This window comes from Micromonospora sp. DT231, from assembly GCF_049847025.1.
Lineage (GTDB): Bacteria > Actinomycetota > Actinomycetes > Mycobacteriales > Micromonosporaceae > Micromonospora.
On the sequence record NZ_JBNCNO010000013.1, the window covers coordinates 164,926 to 182,528 of the forward strand.

A 17,603-nucleotide genomic window follows, 5' to 3' on the forward strand; every position below is an offset into this window, starting at 1 on the left:
CGATAACGTCATGATCGACGGGGTTCTCTGTCTGGGGAGGTTGGGACGATGGGCGCGCGGGTTGCTGTTGTTAGTGGGGGCGGGACCGGGATTGGTGCGGCTGTTGCGGGTTCGCTCGCGCGGGACGGGTACGACGTTCTGATCGTTGGGCGGCGGGACGATGTGGTGACTGCTGCCGCCGAGCGGATCTCTTCCGAGTGTGGGCGGCCGGACGCCGTGACGGCCGTGACCGCGGACCTGACCGAAGCGGCGCAGCTCGACCGGGTGCTCGCGGCGGTCGACGGTCGGCCGGTCGACGTGGTGGTCAACAACGCCGGTGGCTACCTGGGCGGGGACACCGGCACGCTGGAGGGGACCGCCGCGCACTGGCGGGCTAACCTGGACGCCAACGTGCTCACCGCCGTGCTGCTGACCGAGGCGTTGCGGCCGGTCCTGCGTCGGCCCGGCGGGCGGGTGATCCTGGTCAGCTCGATCGCCGCCCAGCGTGGCGGCGGTGGGGCGTACTCGGCCGCGAAGGCAGCCCTGCACGGCTGGGCGTACGACCTGGCGGCCAAACTCGGTCCGGACCAGATCACGGTGAACGTGGTGAGCCCCGGCTATGTCGCGGAAACCGAGTTCTTCGGCGACCGGATGACCGCCGAGGGGCACGCGCAGCGGGTGGCGGCGACCCTGGTCGGGCGGGCCGGGCTACCCGATGACATCGCCGAGGCAGTCCGCTATCTCGCGAGCCCGTCCGCCGGCTACGTCACCGGTCAGGTCCTCGGCGTCAACGGAGGATCGGTCCTCGGCCGCTGACCACGCGAGCACAGACGGACGCGGAGAACGGCGACCCCCCGTGTGGTCGCCGCCCTCCTACGTGGTCGGTCAGCCGTTCAAGATCTCGTACGCCATCTTCGGCGCGACCGTCGCGGCGGCGCCGGTCGGCACGCTGATCTTCGGCGCGGCGCCGTAGTCGGCGTAGTTGACGACGTAGTCGTACGCCTTCGCCTTGCCGGCCGCCGGGATCTTCAGCGTCAGCGAGGACAGGCGCTTGTCCGCGCCGACGACAGCGGTGAAGGGCACCGTCTTGCCGGCCTCACCAAGCGCCGCCGCCTCACCCTCCTCCAGCACCTCGGCGGCGTTACCGGTGCTGACGTCGATGACCCCGGCGTACTGCCCGGGGCTCTTCTCCTGCACCGAGGTGGCCGCCTGGATGAGCGGACCCGCGTTGCCCTGGTCGACACCGTCGTAGGCCGGAATGGTCTCGCTGTCGGCGAGCTTGGTGCGGTCCAGCTTCATCCACTTGTCCGGGAACTTCGGCAGGCCCGCCTGGCCGGTCAACTTCATCTTCATCCAGGCCTCCTCCGCAATGATCAGCACCGACATCTTGACGGAGATGCCATCGGCGCCGGCCGGAATCGTGGTGTTCAACTCGACGCCCTTCGCGTCCGGGTCGACTCGTCCGCTGATCGTGCTGGACGCGTCCCTGCCACTGAACCGGAACGTCCCCTCGGCCCCGTCCGGAACGGCATCGAGGAGCGCCTGCTTCGGGTCGGCGGTCGGGCTGGCGCTCGGGCTGCTCTGCGGTGCCGAGGCCGGTTCGGTCTTGGGCCCGCACCCCCCGAGCAGGGTGGTCGTGGCCAGCATGGCGGCGATCACGCCGACCGTGCGTCGGGTGGTGCTCGCGCTGCCCGTTGCCTGTGTCATCACATTTCTCTTTCTCGCTGCGTGGCTGGTGCCGATGACCATGGTGGCGGCAGGCACGGCGGTGCGGCTGCCGATATGCTGCCGTCCGGCTGCCGGGCACTGCCGTCCGGCGCTGCCGGAGGTGTCAGGAGCGGAAATTCGCATGTCAGGAACGCTGCGTTTCGAGATCCTCGGGCCTCAGCGGGCCTGGTACGCCGGCCGCGAGATCGACCTCGGTCCCGGCAAACAGCGTGCGGTGCTGACCGTGCTGCTGCTCTCGGCGGGCCGTCCGGTGTCCACCGGGCAGATCGTCGAGGCGGTCTGGCCGGAGGATCCGCCCGCGAACGGCCCCAACGTGGTGCAGAAGTACGTCGCCGGTCTGCGTCGGGTGTTGGAGCCGGACCGGTCGCCTCGTACGCCGGGGCAGGTGTTGAGCCTCACCGATGCCGGATATCTGCTCCGCGTCGATCCGAACGCGCTCGACGCGGTCCGTTTCCAGCGGGGAATCCACAGCGCCCGGCAGCGACGGGCCGAGGGTCGTACCGCCGAGGCGCTCACCGAGTTGGCCGCCGCCCTGGCGCTCTGGCAGGGAGAACCGTTCACCGGCTTCACCGGGCCGTTCTTGGAAGCGGCGCGGCAACGGTTGGTCGAGCTGCGGGCCGTGGCGTTGGAGACCCGGGCCGATCTGATGCTGGACCTCGGCCGGCACCGGGAGATGGTCGGGGAACTGGTCGAGCTGGTGGCCGAGTTCCCGGTCCGGGAACGACTGCGGCAGCAGCTCATGCTGGCGCTCTATCGCAGCGGGCGGCAGGCGGAGGCGCTCGCGGCCTACCGTGAGTTCGGCGGCCTGCTCCGGGAGGAGTACGGCATCGGGCCGGGCGAGGCGCTTCAGGAACTGCACCGGCGCATCCTCTGCTCCGACCCGACCCTCGCCGTGGCGAAGCCGTCGAACGAGCCGCAAACGCCACACCCCGCGACCGCTCCCAGCCCTCGCCAACCAGCCGACCCGCCCGCGCCACCGCCTGCGCCAATGCCGACGGCACCGCCTGCGCCGCCGGCGCCCGGGACAACGCCGACCACGCTTCCCGTGCCGCCCGCGACAACGCCGACCGCGCCGCCGGCGACCGCGCCGCCCGCGCCGCCGACAGCACCGCCGGCAACGCCGACCGCGCCGCCGCCGCCCAGCCCGCCCGGGCCGCCGGCTGTCGCGGTCACCCCGCAGCCCGTTCCGTTTCCGGTCGCGATGCCCCCGGACGGGCGTTCGTCCCGGGACACCCGGGGGCAGTCGGCACCGAGTTGGCTGAGTGTCAGCGTGACGGTCATCGGCACGCTGACCGCCGTGTTCTCCTTCGGTCTGCTCACCTGGCTGGTGGTGCTGCTCTACGCCAGTTGGCGGCGAAGCTGGCGCAACGGGCTCACCGGTGTGGGTTACCTGTCGCTGACCGCCACGATCATCGTGATATTCGGCAACAGCGACTCGGAGGAGATGAGCGACTCCGAAGGTCTCCTGATCGTGGCCTGGATGCTCGTCTGGCTAGTCGGGGTCGTGCACACGATCCTGCTCAACGGCGCGCTCTGGTCGGCCCTCACCAATCGGATCGCGGGCTCGCCCCCACCGGTGGTCGACGACCGTCGGGTCCGCCGTGAGCAGGCCCGCTACCTCATGTACCACTACCCGGCAGCGCGGCAGGAACTGCACATCGGCCGGCCCGACCTGCCCCGCAGCTTCGACGACGGTGGCCTGGTGGACGTCAACGCGGTCCAGGAGGGGACGATCGCCGAGCTGCCCGGAATCACCGCCGGGCAGGCGCGGCAGGTGGTGATGGACCGTTGGCTCCGTGGCCCGTTCGGCTCGATGGAGGACCTGGCCGCCCGGTGCCTCCTCCCGCCGGTGCTCACCGACTCCCTGCGCGACCTGCTCGTCTTCCTCCCCCCGCCGGCCGTGCCCGGCCCGCCCACGGCCGCGCCCGGACCCGTCGCGCCGGGCCGGGGCGAGTGAGGTGCCCCGCCCCGCCCGGCCGGGGCGAGTGAGGTGCCCCGCCCCGCCCGGCCGGGGCGAGTGAGGCGACCCGCACAGGGCGCGACGGGGAGGGATGTCTCCCGTTGCTGGTAGAAATGCCGGATGGGCGACGAGCGGGCAGCGGTACGGGAGCGGGCCGAGGCGGTGCTGCGTCGGCTGGCCGGCGACCACGCCCGGCTGCGCGAGGATCAGTGGCGGGCGATCGAAGCCCTGGTCGTCGACCGGCGGCGGGTGCTCTGTGTGCAGCGCACCGGTTGGGGCAAGTCGGCTGTCTACTTCGTGGCCACCGCCCTACTCCGGGAGGGCGGCGAGCACGGCCCGACTGTCATCGTGTCTCCGCTGCTGGCGTTGATGCGCAACCAGGTCGAGGCGGCCGCGCGGGCCGGCATCCGGGCGCGCACGATCAATTCGGCAAACCTCGACGAGTGGGACGAGATCACCGCCGAGATCCAGACCGGTGCGGTGGACGTGCTCCTGATCAGCCCGGAGCGGCTCAACAACCCGGACTTCCGCGACGGTGTGCTGCCGAAGCTGGCCGCGACCACCGGGCTGCTGGTGGTCGACGAGGCGCACTGCGTCTCCGACTGGGGGCACGACTTCCGGCCCGACTACCGGCGGCTGCGCACGTTCCTCGCCGAGCTGCCCGAGCGCACGCCCGTGCTGGCCACCACCGCTACCGCCAACACCCGGGTCACCCAGGACGTGGCGGAGCAGTTGGGTGACGCCCTCGTCCTGCGCGGCACCCTGGACCGCGAGTCGCTGCGCCTCGGCGTGCTCGACCTGCCCAGCCCGGCGCACCGGTTGGCGTGGCTCGCCGACCACCTGGACCAGCTGCCCGGCTCGGGCATCGTCTACACGCTGACCGTGGCGGCGGCCGGGGAGACGGCCGAGTTCCTGCGCTCCCGCGGCTATCCGGTCTCCTCGTACACGGGACAGGTCGAGGACGCCGACCGGCGGGCCGCCGAGCAGGACCTGCTCGACAACAAGATCAAGGCGTTGGTCGCGACAAGCGCCCTCGGCATGGGCTTCGACAAACCCGATCTGGGCTTCGTCGTACACCTGGGCGCGCCGCCCTCGCCGATCGCGTACTACCAGCAGGTCGGCCGCGCCGGTCGCGCCGTCGAGCACGCCGAGGTGTTACTGCTGCCCGGCGTCGAGGATGCCGCGATCTGGCGCTACTTCGCCTCGCTGGCGTTCCCTCCGGAGCAGCAGGTGCGTGCCGTGCTGGCCGCCCTGCACACCGACCGCCCGCTCAGCACCCAGGCCCTCGAACCCCTCGTCGACCTGCGCCGGGCCCGGCTTGAGCTGATGCTCAAGGTGCTCGACGTGGACGGCGCGGTCCGCCGGGTGCGCGGTGGTTGGCTCGCCACCGGCGAGCCCTGGGTCTACGACGAGGCCCGGTTGCGGCGCGTCGCCGAGGCGCGCACCGTCGAGCAACAGGCCATGCGGGAGTACGCGACCACACCCGACTGCCGAATGCGGTATCTACGGGAGTGCCTGGACGACACCGGGGCGGCCGACTGCGGGCGGTGCGACAGGTGCGCCGACCCGCTCTTCGCCGCCGACGTGTCGACGGCCGCGCTCGCCGCCGCGCAGACGTTCCTGGGCCGACCCGGCGTGGAGATCGCCCCCAAGAAGCTCTGGCCGACCGGCCTGGACGCGGTGGGCGTACCCCTCAAGGGCCGGATCGCCCCCACGGAGCAGGCGCTTCCCGGCCGGGCCGTCGGGCGCCTCTCCGACCTGGGCTGGGGTGGCCGGCTTCGTGATCTCGTCGGCCCGGAGGCGCCGGACGCGCCGGTGCCCGACGACGTCGCCGGCGCTGTGCTGGAGGTGTTGAAGGCGTGGGCGCACGGCGACGACCCGTGGCCGCGCCGGCCGGTGGGGGTGGTCGCGGTCGGTTCCCGGCGACGGCCCCGGCTGGTCGGCTCGCTGGCCGAGCGGATCGCCGCCGTGGGCCGGCTGCCGCTGCTCGGCGAGGTCACCCCGGCCGGTCCGGGCGGCCCGGCCGGGCCGCGCGGCAACAGCGCCCAACGGGTACGCGCGCTGCACGACACGTTCACCGTGCCGGCCGACCTGGCCGACGCCGTGGCCGGCCTGGACGGCCCGGTGCTGCTCGTCGACGACCTGGTCGACTCGGGCTGGACGATGACCCTGGTGGCCCGAGCCCTGCGCCGGGCGGGCGCACCCGACGTGCTCCCGCTCGCCCTCGCCGTGGCCGGTTGACCCGCCAGCACCCCGGCGGACCGCTCCGCACACGTCGGTGCGGGAAAGTTCCCGGGCCGCGGCGAATGCGACAGTCGCCACGCCGTCCGGGCGTCAGCCTGGGGTGGTCCGACTCGGCGGTACGGTGGGCGGCATGACCGACCAGCACCCCGCCGCCGTGCCGGTGGTGCCTGACCAGGTCCCCGACGAGGCGGCGGCTGCCCCGGTCTCCGACGCGGCGGTGGCGGCTGCCCCGGTCTCCGACGCGGCGGTGGCGGCTGACCCGGTCTCCGGCGGGGCGGTGGCTGCCCCGGTCTCCGACGCGGCGGTGGCGGCTGACCCGGTCCCCGGCGGGGCGACGGTCTCTGATCCGGTCCCCGGCGGGGCAGTGGTGTCCGACCAGGGGCACGGCGGGGTCGTGGTGTCTGGCCCGGTCTCTGCCGCGCCGGACCGGAGCACGCTGCGGCTGGCGTTGGTGGTCGGCGGGCTGGTGCTCGCGGTGCTGCTCGGCTTCGGCCTCGGCCGGGTGAACCCGACCGGGACCACCACCGGCGGCCCGTCCCTGGCCGCCGAGCACACCGACCCCCCGGGCGCCGGGCCGCACAGCCACGGCACCACCACGAGCACCGATCAGGGCGCGGCCACCGAGCCGGGCGGGCTGGCGGTCAGTTCGGCCGGGTTCACCCTGGCCCCGCTGGGTGCCGATTTCGCCGCCGGTCGCCCCGGTCAGCTCCGCTTCCAGGTGCGGGACGCGCAGCGCCGGCCGGTGACCCGCTTCGCGGTCGTACACGACAAGCCGATGCATCTCATCGTCGTCCGCCGCGACCTGACCGGCTACCAGCACCTGCACCCGACGATGGCGGCCGACGGCACCTGGTCGGTGCCGTTGACCCTCGCGCAGCCCGGTGTCTGGCGGGCGTACGCCGATTTCACAGTGGTCGCCGACAACGGCGCGCAGACAGCGGTGACCCTCGGCGCGGACCTGGTCGCGCCCGGCGACTACCAGCCCCGGTCGCTGCCCGCGCCGGCCACCTCGACGACTGTGGACGGGTTCACCGTCGGCTACCAGGGCACCCCGCGGGCCGGGACGACCGTGCCGTTGACCTTCCGGATCGACGGGGCCGGCGGTGCCGCCCCGCTGGAGCGTTACCTCGGGGCGTACGGGCACCTGGTGGCGTTACGCGAGGGCGACCTCGGCTACCTGCACGTGCACCCGGAGCCGGAGCTGGTGAACGGCCAGGTCCAGTTCTGGTTGACCACCCCCGGCCCCGGCCGTTACCGCCTCTACCTCGACTTCCAGGTCAACGCCGAGGTCAAAACAGCCGAATTCACCCTATCTGTCCCCTAGCCCCACCCGCGCCTCTCCCGTTGATCATGAGGTTATTGCCCCGACACGCCGCAGCCGGTGGCAATAACCTCATGATCAACGGGAGAGGGCGGGGCGAGGGCGGGGCGCGGTGGGGCGAGGGTGGGGGTGGGGTGGGGGTTAGCCGGCGCGGCGGATTGGGCGGCGGGCCAGGTAGCGGAGGAGGTCGCGGATGTGGTGCTTCTCCTCGGCGGGGACCGTGGGGTCGGCCAGGCGGTCCAGGATGGCGCGGACGTCGGCCTCGACCGGGCCTTCGTCGTGGCGTCGGCGGGGCGTGGGGCCGGCGTCGGGCAGGCCGAGCGCGCGGAACGCGGCGGCGACCGGCAGATCCAGTGCGGCGCAGAAGCCGCGCACCTTGGCCAACTCGGGATAGTCCTGCCAGTCACCGGCCAGCCAGCGGAACACGGTGGAACGACCCACACCTGTGTGCGCGGCTAGATCGGTCACGGTCCAGCCACGTTCGTCGCGAGCGTCGTCGATGGCGCGCCGGACGAAGCGGGCGAAGGCCATCTGCGGTGTTGCGTCGGCTGATCCCATCCCTGCGTGTCTTTCCCCCTGCCGGAACACCGGGACAATGCGCCTTCGAGGGTAGTACGCCGGGGGCCCGAAACAATTGACTGAGCGCACAAACTGTCCCGTGGACGAGACTTTCTCTGCAGCGTCTGTGCAGAATGAAAATTGCACCGAGCGATCATCATCGTTCTTCTACTAGGCTCGGTGCCCGTCCCCGGCGTGGCGTCCGCATGCCAGCCGTGTTCGACCGGACCACCGCCGAGGAGCACCATGGCCGAATCGAGCCGCCCCCAGCCGTACCAGCCCGGTGCGGTCAGCCTCTTCTTCGTCGCCAAGGCCGGCGTCTTCGCCGCCGGGTTCTGGGGCTGGTTGCTGGTCCTGGTGCTCCGCACCGACTCCGCGACCGGCCAACACGTGCTGGCGGCCACCGGCGCGATCACCACCACGCTTGTCGGCGTGGTGCTGGGCGCCCGGATGGCCTTGCAGCACAACGCGGCCATCCGGCACGCGGAGATGAAGAAGCTGCTTGTGGACATCTCCTGGAACGCCTTCGCGGCCGCCGGCAACGCCGAGAGCGTGGGCAAGGTGGTGCCGTTCCCCACCGCGCCGGCCGACGGCGGACGGGCCGGCCAGCGCAGCGGTGGTGAGCGGGTGACAGTCCTCGACCGTGGCGCCGGCGAGCGCACCGGCCGGGATCGCGGCGGCAGCGGCGAACGGCGTCGCTAGCCGCCGCCCAGGCGCCGACTACGTCGCCGGCTGCCGACTACGTCGCCGGCTGCCGACTACGTCGCCGGCTGCCGACTACGTCGCCGGCTGCCGATCCCGTTGCCGGCTGCCGATCCCGTTGCCGGCTGCCGACTACGTCGCCGGCTGCCGATCCGTCGGCTGTCCGTCGGCGGCCAGCAGGGTCGCCAGCCGGGGGGTGACCCGCCACTGGTCCACCAGCTCGCGGTACTCCTCGTGTTGTGGCCCGGTCGCCTCGGCGCCGGTGCGGCGGGCGCGGATCAGCAGGTTCCGGGGCGTGTGCTGGGAGTCCACGAACTCCACCACCTCGGTCCGGTAGCCGTGCGCCCGCAGCAGTCCGGCCCGCAGCGCGTCGGTGAGTACGTCGGCGAAGCGCTCGCGCAGGATGCCCTGCCGGGTCAGCAACTCGTACGGGGCCGGGGCGGGATGGGCGCGGAGTTGCTTGGCCAGGTCGTGGTGGCAGCACGGTGCGGCCAACACCCAGCGGGCCTCCCAGCGCACCGCGCGGGCCAGCGCCTCGTCGGTGGCGGTGTCGCAGGCGTGCAGCGCCAGCACCAGGTCGGGGGCGGGGTCGACGACGGCGTCGGCGATCGTGCCGGCCACGAAGCTGATCCGGTCGGCCCAGCCCAGCCGCTGCGCCAGCTCGGTGTTGCGCCGCCGCTGGTCCTCGCGGACGTCCACGCCGACCAACTGGACGTCGAGCCCACGACCCGTCAGGTAGCGGTAGGCGGCGAACGTCAGGTAGGCGTTGCCGCAGCCCAGGTCGACCACCCGAAGCGAACCGGTCAGCTCGTCGGGCAGGGTCGCGGCCAGAGCGCGCAGGAATGCGTCCACCTGGCGGCGCTTGGCCGCCGAGCCGCCGATCTCGGCGAAGATCGGGTCACCGGGATCGAGCAGATATTCCTTGGCCCGGTCATTGCCAGCGGGTGTCGCCGCCGGACGGGCGGTCGCGGCCCGGTGCACCTGCGCCTCACCGGACTTGGTCACCCGTAGTTGCAGCGTCGCGGCGGTCGTCTCGACGTGCCAGTTGCCGAACGGCTCGGCCAGCAGTTCGTCGACCGCCGCAGCGGCGTCGGGACCGGAGGCGATGTTGCGGGTGTACGGGCGAGCGCCGTCAGACGTGGTGATCTGCATGCGGGACCCGGCCTTGAGCGTCACCGGCCGCAGTTCGGCCCGCGCGACGGTGGGGCGGCGACCGCGGCGACGTCCGGCGGCAACCGCCCGGGTCAGCGCGGGGTCGAGCAGCAACGCCCGGACCTCGGTCAGGGCGGCTTCCAGTGATTCCGGCATCGTTCCATTCCCGGCAGGTGGGGTGGGAGAAGGGAACATCCCCCGTACCGCTTGAGGCGGTGCGGGGGATGTCAGGTGTGGCTGGTGGTCAGTCGGCGGTCGCCTCGGCCGGCGTACCGGCGTCGGAACCGCCACCACGGCGGCGACGGCGGCGGCGCGGCTTCGACGGCTCGCCGTCGGACGCTGCGGCCGGCTCGGTGGGGCCGGCGTCAGCGGCGATCACCGCGGTCGGCTCGCCCACGACCGCCTCGCCGGCACGGCGGCGACGCCGGCGCCGGGGGGTACGGGTGCCTTCTTCGGTCGCGTCGGCGACGGGCGCCTCGGCGACGGCCGGGGTGCCGGAGTCGGACCGGTCCCGACGACCGTCACCTCGCCCACGGCGCTCGCCGCGGCCCTCGCCTCGGCCGCCTTCGCCGCGGCTCTCCCCGCGTCGGCCACCCCGGCCACCGCTGTCGCCCCGGCGGGAGCGGGTCGTGCCACCCAGATCCTCTTCGATCTCGGCGGACAGCCCGGCCCGGGTGCGCTCGGCGGTGGGCAGCGTGCCGCTGACCTCGGTGGAGATGTGCAGGTCGGTGTAGAGGTGCGGCGACGTGTGGTACGTCTCCGGCGGCTCCGGCATCTCCAGACCGAGGGTCTTGTCGATGATCCGCCAGCGCGGCATGTCGTCCCAGTCGACGAATGTCACCGCGACGCCCGTCGCGCCGGCCCGGCCGGTACGACCGATCCGGTGGGTGTAGGTGTCCTGGTCTTCCGGGCAGTCGTAGTTGATGACGTGGGTGACGCCTGTGACGTCCAGTCCACGGGCCGCCACGTCGGTGGCGACCAGGATGTCGATCTTGCCGGCCCGGAAGGCGCGCAGTGCCCGCTCGCGGGCGCCCTGGCCGAGGTCACCGTGCACCGCGGCGACCGCGAAGCCGCGGAAGTCGAGGTCCTCGGCGACCCGGTCGGCGGCCCGCTTGGTCCGCGTGAAGATCATGGTCAGGCTGCGCCCCTCCGCCTGGAGGATGCGCGCCACCACCTCGACCTTGTTCATCGAGTGGGTGCGGTAGACCAACTGCTGGGTCTGCGGCGACGGCCCGGTCTCGGCGGTGTGCCCGGCGTGGATCGTCATCGGCTGGCGCAGGAAGCGCCGGGACAGCGTGACGATCGGGTCCGGCATGGTGGCCGAGAAGAGCATCGTCTGGCGGTCTTCCGGGAGCATCGCCAGGATCTTCTCGACGTCGTCGAGGAAGCCCAGGTCGAGCATCCGGTCGGCCTCGTCCAGGACGAGCGCGTGCACCCGGTCCAGCCGGAGGTGCTTCTGCTTCTGCAGGTCCATCAGTCGGCCCGGGGTGCCGACCAGGATCTCCACGCCCTTGCGCAGCGCGTCGATCTGCGGCTCGTACGCGACGCCGCCGTAGATCGGCAGCACCCGGACGCCCCGCGTGCGGCCGGCGGCGGCCAGGTCCTTGGCGACCTGGATGCCCAGCTCACGGGTGGGGACGACGACAAGCGCCTGGGGGACGCCGTCGCTGCCCTCGCCGGGCGCGAAGACCCGGTCCAGCAGCGGTACGCCGAAGCCGAGGGTCTTGCCGGTGCCGGTGGGCGCCTGACCGATAAGGTCGACGCCGCGCAGCGCGATCGGGATCGCGTACTCCTGGATGGCGAAGGCGCGGGTGATGCCGGCCGAGGCCAGGGCCTCGACGGTCTCGGCGCGGGCGCCGAGTGCGGCGAACGTGGGGGCCTCCGGTCGGACCGGGGCGGTGGGGGCCAGTTCCTGGCCGTCCAGCAAATCTTGAGTCAGGTCGCTCATGTGGATGTGGGGGTGCCCTCTCGTGGGTGCGCCCGTCATGTCCTCAGGGCGCGTTCGGTATGACGCGGGCCACACGGTCGGCGGCAGATTGCCGAGCCGGACCGGGCCGCACGCGCGCCGCGGGCTGAGCTTCGATCAGATCGGCGCCCACGGCAACTGCTCCATGCTACCTGAACAGGCATGGCTTCGTCCCGATTCCCGGTCGGCCAGGCGACACGCGGGGGCGGGGATTGTGACCTGTGTCACAGATATGCCGCTGGGGCGTACCCCGCGCGAGTCACCGGCGCGCGCTGAACAGCGCGGCGGGCGTCCCGGCCGGACGGGGGTGGTGCGACGTCATCCGAGCGGTGCGCGGGAACCGGACGGGCCGTGCCGGGCGCGGTGTCGGCCGTTCGTGGACGCAACGCCGCGCGGAGGGTCGGTGCCCGCCGGAACCGTCGAGCACGGCACCGGCCCGCGGCAGGTGGTCGAAGGACTGCCTGCCGCGATGGCCGGACCGGTCAGCGGACGGTGAAGCCGACCGCCCGGGACGACGCCTCGGCGATCTCGACGTAGGCGACCTTCTCGACCGGAACGATGATCCGCCGGCCCTTCTCGTCGGTCAGGGAGAGCGTGCCGCCGTCACCGGCGAAGGCGTCGGTCACGATCTGCTCGATCTCGGCCGGCGACTGCGCGCTGTCCACTACCAGCTCACGCGGCGCGTACTGCACGCCGATCTTGACCTCCACTGTGCCTCCTCAACTGGGGCGAAAGAACCGCCCTGGGAAGGCTATCCGATCACGGGGTCGGCGGTCAGGCTGACTCACCTTGCAGCGGGAAGCTCGCGATGCCCCGCCAGGACAGCGCGGCCACCAGTGCCTCGGCCTCGGCCTTCGGCACCTGGCGTCCACCGGCCAGCCAGAACTGCGCGGCCGTCTCCGCCGCGCCGACCAGCCCGGAGGCGAGCAACTCGGCGTGGGCCCGACTAACCCCGGTGTCCGAGATGATGGTGTCGGTGATCGCCGCGATGCAGCCCTGCTCGACCCGCTCCACCCGCTGCCGCACCGCCGGGTCGTTGCGCAGATCCGACTCGAAGACGAGCCGGAACGCCTCGCTCTCGTGGTCGACGAAGTCGAAGTACGCCCGCACCGACGCGCCGACCCGCTCCTTGTTGTCGCTGGTGCCGCGCATCGCATCTTGCACCTGAGCGACGATGGCGTCACAGTGCGTGTCCAACAGTGCCAGGTAGAGATCCATCTTCCCGGGAAAGTGTTGGTAGAGCACCGGCTTGGAGACCCCGGCCCGCTCGGCGATGTCGTCCATCGCGGCGGCGTGGTAGCCCTGCGCGACGAACACCTCCTGCGCCGCAGCCAGAAGCTGCTTACGGCGCGCGGAGCGGGGCAGGCGGGTGGGCCGGCCAGCGGTCTGTGCACCGTTCCCCGCAGCGGTCATGGGATCCTCCGAGTTCTCCGTACGAGCCGGCATTTTCCCCCCAGACCGGGCGAGGCCCGTGACCCCCGTCGTGGAAATGGCCCGCCGCTGTAACTTATCGCCACTCTCGGCACACGGTAGCCTCAGCGGGGGCGACCAAGGAGCGCGCGGTGAGTGAAACAGGGCAACCCGGAGCCGCCACCCCGGGAGAGCACGGTGACGGAGCGGGTCAGCACGACGACCCGGGCCGTTCCGTCAGCGGGTGGGCGCCCCCGGCGGGTGGGTGGCCCCGAGCCACCGATCGCGAGGATGCCCGGGACGAGGCGCCGCGCTGGCAACCCGACCCCGCGGCCGGCTGGCGCACCTCGTCCACCCGACACGGCGACCTGCCGGCGCCCCTGGTCGGGCTGCCGGGTGACCTCGATCCGCCGACCCGCGCCAACGGCCACCACACGAACGGCGTGCACCACCCGGACGACGCCAACGGCGTCCGCCATCCCGGCCTCGCACCGCCCGCCGGCCGCGCCGCGCCGGTGAGCGCACCGCCGGGGCTGCCCGCCGAGGGTCGACCCGAGGCGTCCGGTGACCGGCTGGTGGTGCCCGCGCAACGTCCCGTGCCGCCGCAGGAGCAGGGCGTCGGCGAGCCCGACCGGGGCGGTGCCCCACGCTCCACCGTCGATCCGGCCGCCGCGCACCGCGCTCGCTGGGCCGAGCCCGGCCTGCCCACCTCCGCGCCACCGGCCGTGCAGGTGCCGCCCGTCGGCACCGCCGCGTCGGGCTTCGAGGTGCCGCCCGGCTTCCGCGCGCCGACAAGCGAGCGGCTGGCCGCCGACGACCCGGCCGCGCCGCGTGACTGGCGGGACCCGCTCGCACCCGAGCAGCCGGCAGCGCCCGGCCGCCCACCGGGGCCGGCCGGGCACGCCGACGCCACCGAGCCGCAGCGCGCCCCGGACACCTCCCGACCAGTTGATGCACAGCGGGCGGGGGAGTCGCCGGCCATCGAGCCGGACTGGTCGGGGCCGAACTGGAACCGCCCGAGTTCCGGCGGGTGGGCGCCGCCCTGGTCCCGCCCGGACGACGAGCCGGCCGGCCCTCCGTCCCGGGACGAGCCCGCGCCGGGCTGGGTCGCCGAGCCACAGCAGCCGTACGAGCCGGTGCGCGCCGAGTCGCCCCGCCCGTACGAGCCGGTGCGTGCCGATCCGCCCCGCGGGTACGACGTCAACCGGGGTGAGTCCGGGTCCGAGGCCGCGCCCGTGCGTCCCACCGAGCAGATCAGCTCGCCGCCGTCGGATCGCCCGTCCTGGGCCGCCCCGCCGGCTGTCGCGCCCCGGGCTGTCGACGCGGACGCGTCCCCCACCAGTGGGCCGCCCGCGCCGTCGTCAGGCCTGACACCACCGGTTGCCGAGCGCCCCTCCTGGGCCGGTGGTCCGACGCCGACAAGTGGTCCGCCGGCCGATCGTCCGTCCTGGGCCGGTGGTCCGACGCCGACAAGCGGCCCGCCGGCCGACCGTCCGTCCTGGGCCGGGTCCGGTGCGCCCCGACTCGACCGTCCGCCCTGGGCCGGGGGGTCGGACCCCGGGCCCACCAGCTCGGCGCCGCCGCTGCCGTCCTGGGCCGGGGGAGCCGATCCGACGCCGACAAGTGCGCCGCCGGTGCGGCCGTCCTGGGCCGGCGGGTCCGACCCGACGCCGACAAGTGCCCCATCGGTACGCCCGTCCTGGGCCGGTGGGTCCGAGGCGGCGACGAGCACCCCGCCGGTACGCCCCTCCTGGGCCGGTGGGTCCGCCCCCGGGCCGAGCAGCCCGACGCCAGGGCGGCCGTCCTGGGCCGGCGGGTCCGACCCGACGCCGACGAGCGCCCCGCCGACGCGGCCCTCCTGGGTCTCCGGAGCCACACCTGCCGACGCGCCACCTCCGGCACCGGCCGGGCCGCCTCCCACGCTGGCCGACGCGCCCCCGGCCCCGGCGGGCCCGCCCCTGGTGGCGGAGCGCCCCTCGTGGGTCGGCGGTTCGACGGCGAGCAACTCCCCGGCCGAGCGGCCGGACTGGTCCGAGGGTCGGATCCCCGCCGCCTCTGCCGAGCGCCCGTCCTGGCCGGCCAGCCAGTCGACGAGCGCGGCCGGCGGCGGTGAGACGGGCGAGACGTCCGGGCCGCCCCGTCCGATCGGACCATTCCGGCTCCGGCCGGCGACACCCGAACCGCCCGGGCCGCCTATCGTCGAGGCACCCCGCACGACGGCGCGGACGAACGCCGAGACGGCGTTCTCCTCCACCGGGGCGGTCCCGCCCTCCGCCACGAGCGGGTCCGGGCGCCTGGACCGGCCGGCAGCCGCTTCCACCTCGCCCTACGCGGCTCGCCGATCCGCCCCCGACCCGACGTCGTCGGCCGAGCCGGCCGACGACGGCAGGCAACCAGACCCGAGGGCGGTGGTGCTGCCGCAGCGCGTCCCCGCGGAACCGGACGTGCCCATCGTGCCGGAGCCGCCAGCCGTGGAGCCACCCGCCGAAACCCCGGAACTCGCCCGCATCGCGACCCACCTTCGCCGTGACGACGAACCAGCCCCACTGCGGGAGCGCCCCGAGGGGTTCGACGTCAACGCCATCCTGGACGCCGTTCGGGAGGTCGCCGGTGTCCGTGACGCGGCGCTGCGCCGTACCCCGGCGGGGGCGCACAGCCTGCGCCTGGACCTGGCCGACGGCGCCGACCCGGCCGAGGTGAGCCGACAGGTGGCCCGGCTGCTGCAGGAACGGATGGGGCTGGCCGCCGCCCCGCAGAACGTGCCCGGCCTGCCCAGCACGCCACCCCCGCCGGTGCGCCGACGCCTGGCCGAGCCCCGACCTGCCGAGCGGCGTACGGCGGAGTCACCCGGCGCGGCTCCGCGCGACGGTGGTCCGGATTCCCGTACCGGTGAGATCCGGGCAGCCGAGCCGACGGCGTCGGGTCGTCCGTCGGGCGCCCCGGCGGAGGCCACACCGGCAGGCCCGGAGCAGTGGACCGGCACGGACGCCTCGCGCCGCCGCCGGCCGAACGCGCCGCACCGGGGTCGCGCCACCGTCGAGGAGCCGGGATCGGTCTCGGCCGCGCCGGCCGGCGCCGCGACCGGCAGCCCGGCCACGCTCGGCACGTCGTACTCCGGTGGTCAGGTGACCACGACGGAGTCGGCACCGTCCCGACCGCTGGACACCGGCGGCGTGCCGGGCCCGCGGGTGGTGATCGACCACGTGCAGGTGAGTACGTTCGGGCTGGACGCGAACGTGGAGGTCCGGCTGCTGGCCGACGGTGACAGCGCCTCCGGGTACGCCACCGGGCCGGCGGTGGACGGCTACGTGCTGCGGCTCTGCGCGGTGGCGGCGGCCGCCGCGGTGGACGAGTTGCTGCGGGGCACCGACAACGCCGAGCGGGGGCGCTGCTTCGTCGAGCACGCGGCGGTGGTGCCGTTCGGCAACTGCGAGGTGGCCACCGTGGTGGTGCTGCTCGTCTGTGCGGGCTGGGTCGAGCAACTCGCCGGCTCGGCTCTGGTCGCCGGCGATCCCCGGCAGGCGGTGGTCCGGGCGACCCTGGCCGCCGTGAACCGTCGGCTGGAGGCGCTGCTGTCCTGAGTGGTCCGAGGCAGACTGGACCGATGAGAAGCGCCACCCTCTGGCCCGACCATCTGCTCCCCGATCATCAGGTCCCACCGCCCTGGCCGGGCCGGGAGGTCCGCCTCGACGGCCTGGGCACGTACGTGCGGGACACCCCGGCCACCGCCGCCGGCGCGGAACCCGCGCTGTACGTGCACGGGTTGGGCGGGTCGTCACAGAACTGGACCGACCTGGCCGGGCTGCTCGCCGACCGGCTGGACGGTCAGGCCATCGACCTGCCCGGCTTCGGTCGCAGTGAGCCGGGGCCCCGCTACACCATTCCGGCCTTCGCGGATCTTGTCGTCCGCTGGATCGAGCACTCCGGTCGGGGCCCGGTGCACCTGTTCGGCAACTCGCTGGGCGGTGCGGTCGCCGTGCAGGTCGCCGGGCTCCGGCCGGACCTGGTCCGTACCCTCACCCTGATCTCCCCGGCCCTGCCGTTCCTCGACTTCCGCCGCTCGTTGCAGGGGCGCATGCTGCCGGTGCTCGCCATCCCGCGAGGTGAGCGGCTGGTCGCCCGGCACCTCACCCAGCTCGCCCCCGAGGTGATGGCCCAGCAGGTGCTGGAGGCGTGCGTCGCCGACCTGAGCCGGATCTGCGACCAGCGTCGGGCCGAGGCGCTGGAGGAGATCCGGGTGCGGTACGAGGCCGAGCACTATGCCGCCGCGTACGTCCGGACGTTCCGCGGACTGGTCTCCAGCTTCCTGCGGGCGTACCTGCCGGGGTCGGGTTCGCTGTGGCGGCTCGCCGCGGCGGTACGCGCGCCGACCCTGGTGGTGGGCGGCCGTCAGGATCGCCTTGTCGACGTGCGGGTCGCCCCGCAGACCGCCCGCGTCATCCCGGACAGCCGGTTGATGATGCTCGACGGCGTCGGTCACGTGGCGCAGTTGGAGGTGCCCCGCCTGGTCGCCCGGGCGGTGGTCGGCCTGCTCGCCGAAACGGAGGACACCGCCAGGCGGTCCGATCTGGCAGGCTGACCTG

At 73.9% G+C, this 17,603-nt stretch carries 13 protein-coding genes; 7 read left to right on the forward strand and 6 right to left on the reverse strand.

Annotated elements, in window-relative coordinates; translation table 11 throughout:
• Positions 1–48 precede the first annotated feature (48 nt).
• On the forward strand, positions 49–795 hold the full coding sequence (locus ACPXBU_RS27940; RefSeq protein ID WP_425760353.1) for an SDR family NAD(P)-dependent oxidoreductase: 747 nt from the start codon (positions 49–51) through the stop codon (positions 793–795).
• A 69-nt stretch (positions 796–864) separates the two neighbouring features.
• On the opposite strand, the gene ACPXBU_RS27945 is transcribed toward ACPXBU_RS27940, so the two are convergent.
• Entirely contained in the window at positions 865–1,686 is an 822-nt protein-coding gene (locus ACPXBU_RS27945; RefSeq protein WP_393370071.1) for a hypothetical protein, read from the reverse strand.
• A gap of 142 nt (positions 1,687–1,828) precedes the next feature.
• On the opposite strand from ACPXBU_RS27945, the gene ACPXBU_RS27950 reads away from it, so the two are divergent.
• The 3 genes from ACPXBU_RS27950 (at position 1,829) to ACPXBU_RS27960 (ending at position 7,235) form a co-directional block, all read left to right on the forward strand.
• Positions 1,829–3,664 carry a BTAD domain-containing putative transcriptional regulator gene (locus ACPXBU_RS27950; RefSeq protein WP_425760354.1) on the forward strand — a complete coding sequence of 612 codons (1,836 nt, stop codon included), beginning with the start codon at positions 1,829–1,831 and terminating at the stop codon, positions 3,662–3,664.
• A gap of 123 nt (positions 3,665–3,787) precedes the next feature.
• A complete protein-coding gene (locus ACPXBU_RS27955) occupies positions 3,788–5,908 on the forward strand; it encodes a RecQ family ATP-dependent DNA helicase (protein WP_425760355.1) in 2,121 nt (706 codons plus the stop codon).
• 133 nt (positions 5,909–6,041) lie between these two features.
• Entirely contained in the window at positions 6,042–7,235 is a 1,194-nt protein-coding gene (locus ACPXBU_RS27960; RefSeq protein ID WP_425760356.1) for a hypothetical protein, read from the forward strand.
• A gap of 138 nt (positions 7,236–7,373) precedes the next feature.
• On the opposite strand, the gene ACPXBU_RS27965 is transcribed toward ACPXBU_RS27960, so the two are convergent.
• Positions 7,374–7,790, reverse strand: coding sequence for a helix-turn-helix domain-containing protein (locus ACPXBU_RS27965; protein WP_393370080.1), 417 nt, complete (start codon positions 7,788–7,790; stop codon positions 7,374–7,376).
• Positions 7,791–8,036: 246 nt separating this feature from the next.
• Here ACPXBU_RS27965 and ACPXBU_RS27970 point away from each other — a divergent pair, with 246 nt between their 5' ends.
• On the forward strand, positions 8,037–8,492 hold the full coding sequence (locus ACPXBU_RS27970) for a hypothetical protein (RefSeq protein ID WP_425760357.1): 456 nt from the start codon (positions 8,037–8,039) through the stop codon (positions 8,490–8,492).
• 132 nt (positions 8,493–8,624) lie between these two features.
• Here ACPXBU_RS27970 and ACPXBU_RS27975 read toward each other — a convergent pair whose 3' ends face one another.
• The 4 genes from ACPXBU_RS27975 to ACPXBU_RS27990 all read right to left on the reverse strand — a co-directional run bounded on the left by ACPXBU_RS27975 (position 8,625) and on the right by ACPXBU_RS27990 (position 13,023).
• Positions 8,625–9,800, reverse strand: coding sequence for a class I SAM-dependent methyltransferase (locus tag ACPXBU_RS27975; RefSeq protein ID WP_425760358.1), 1,176 nt, complete (start codon positions 9,798–9,800; stop codon positions 8,625–8,627).
• Positions 9,801–9,888: 88 nt separating this feature from the next.
• Positions 9,889–11,592 (reverse strand): DEAD/DEAH box helicase, encoded by a 1,704-nt coding sequence (locus ACPXBU_RS27980; protein ID WP_425760359.1) that lies wholly within the window; start codon positions 11,590–11,592, stop codon positions 9,889–9,891.
• A 500-nt stretch (positions 11,593–12,092) separates the two neighbouring features.
• Entirely contained in the window at positions 12,093–12,320 is a 228-nt protein-coding gene (locus tag ACPXBU_RS27985) for a DUF3107 domain-containing protein (protein ID WP_393370091.1), read from the reverse strand.
• Between the two features lie 64 nt (positions 12,321–12,384).
• On the reverse strand, positions 12,385–13,023 hold the full coding sequence (locus tag ACPXBU_RS27990) for a TetR/AcrR family transcriptional regulator (RefSeq protein ID WP_110563158.1): 639 nt from the start codon (positions 13,021–13,023) through the stop codon (positions 12,385–12,387).
• Between the two features lie 149 nt (positions 13,024–13,172).
• On the opposite strand from ACPXBU_RS27990, the gene ACPXBU_RS27995 reads away from it, so the two are divergent.
• Together ACPXBU_RS27995 and ACPXBU_RS28000 are read left to right on the forward strand one after the other, a co-directional pair.
• Positions 13,173–16,601, forward strand: a complete 3,429-nt coding sequence (locus tag ACPXBU_RS27995) for a hypothetical protein (RefSeq protein WP_425760360.1) — start codon at positions 13,173–13,175, stop codon at positions 16,599–16,601.
• Positions 16,602–16,624: 23 nt separating this feature from the next.
• Positions 16,625–17,599 (forward strand): alpha/beta fold hydrolase, encoded by a 975-nt coding sequence (locus ACPXBU_RS28000; protein ID WP_393370096.1) that lies wholly within the window; start codon positions 16,625–16,627, stop codon positions 17,597–17,599.
• The last annotated feature ends 4 nt before the right edge of the window (positions 17,600–17,603 follow it).

Excerpts from the sequence above, each read along its gene's own strand:
- ACPXBU_RS27965 (WP_393370080.1), bottom strand. The coding sequence starts at position 7,790 with ATGGGATCAGCCGACGCAACACCGCAGATGGCCTTCGCCCGCTTCGTC.
- ACPXBU_RS27945 (WP_393370071.1), bottom strand. The coding sequence starts at position 1,686 with ATGACACAGGCAACGGGCAGCGCGAGCACCACCCGACGCACGGTCGGC.
- ACPXBU_RS27970 (WP_425760357.1), top strand. The coding sequence starts at position 8,037 with ATGGCCGAATCGAGCCGCCCCCAGCCGTACCAGCCCGGTGCGGTCAGC.
- ACPXBU_RS27980 (WP_425760359.1), bottom strand. The coding sequence starts at position 11,592 with ATGAGCGACCTGACTCAAGATTTGCTGGACGGCCAGGAACTGGCCCCC.
- ACPXBU_RS27990 (WP_110563158.1), bottom strand. The coding sequence starts at position 13,023 with ATGACCGCTGCGGGGAACGGTGCACAGACCGCTGGCCGGCCCACCCGC.
- ACPXBU_RS28000 (WP_393370096.1), top strand. The coding sequence starts at position 16,625 with ATGAGAAGCGCCACCCTCTGGCCCGACCATCTGCTCCCCGATCATCAG.
- ACPXBU_RS27960 (WP_425760356.1), top strand. The coding sequence starts at position 6,042 with ATGACCGACCAGCACCCCGCCGCCGTGCCGGTGGTGCCTGACCAGGTC.
- ACPXBU_RS27950 (WP_425760354.1), top strand. The coding sequence starts at position 1,829 with ATGTCAGGAACGCTGCGTTTCGAGATCCTCGGGCCTCAGCGGGCCTGG.
- ACPXBU_RS27955 (WP_425760355.1), top strand. The coding sequence starts at position 3,788 with ATGGGCGACGAGCGGGCAGCGGTACGGGAGCGGGCCGAGGCGGTGCTG.
- ACPXBU_RS27940 (WP_425760353.1), top strand. The coding sequence starts at position 49 with ATGGGCGCGCGGGTTGCTGTTGTTAGTGGGGGCGGGACCGGGATTGGT.
- ACPXBU_RS27975 (WP_425760358.1), bottom strand. The coding sequence starts at position 9,800 with ATGCCGGAATCACTGGAAGCCGCCCTGACCGAGGTCCGGGCGTTGCTG.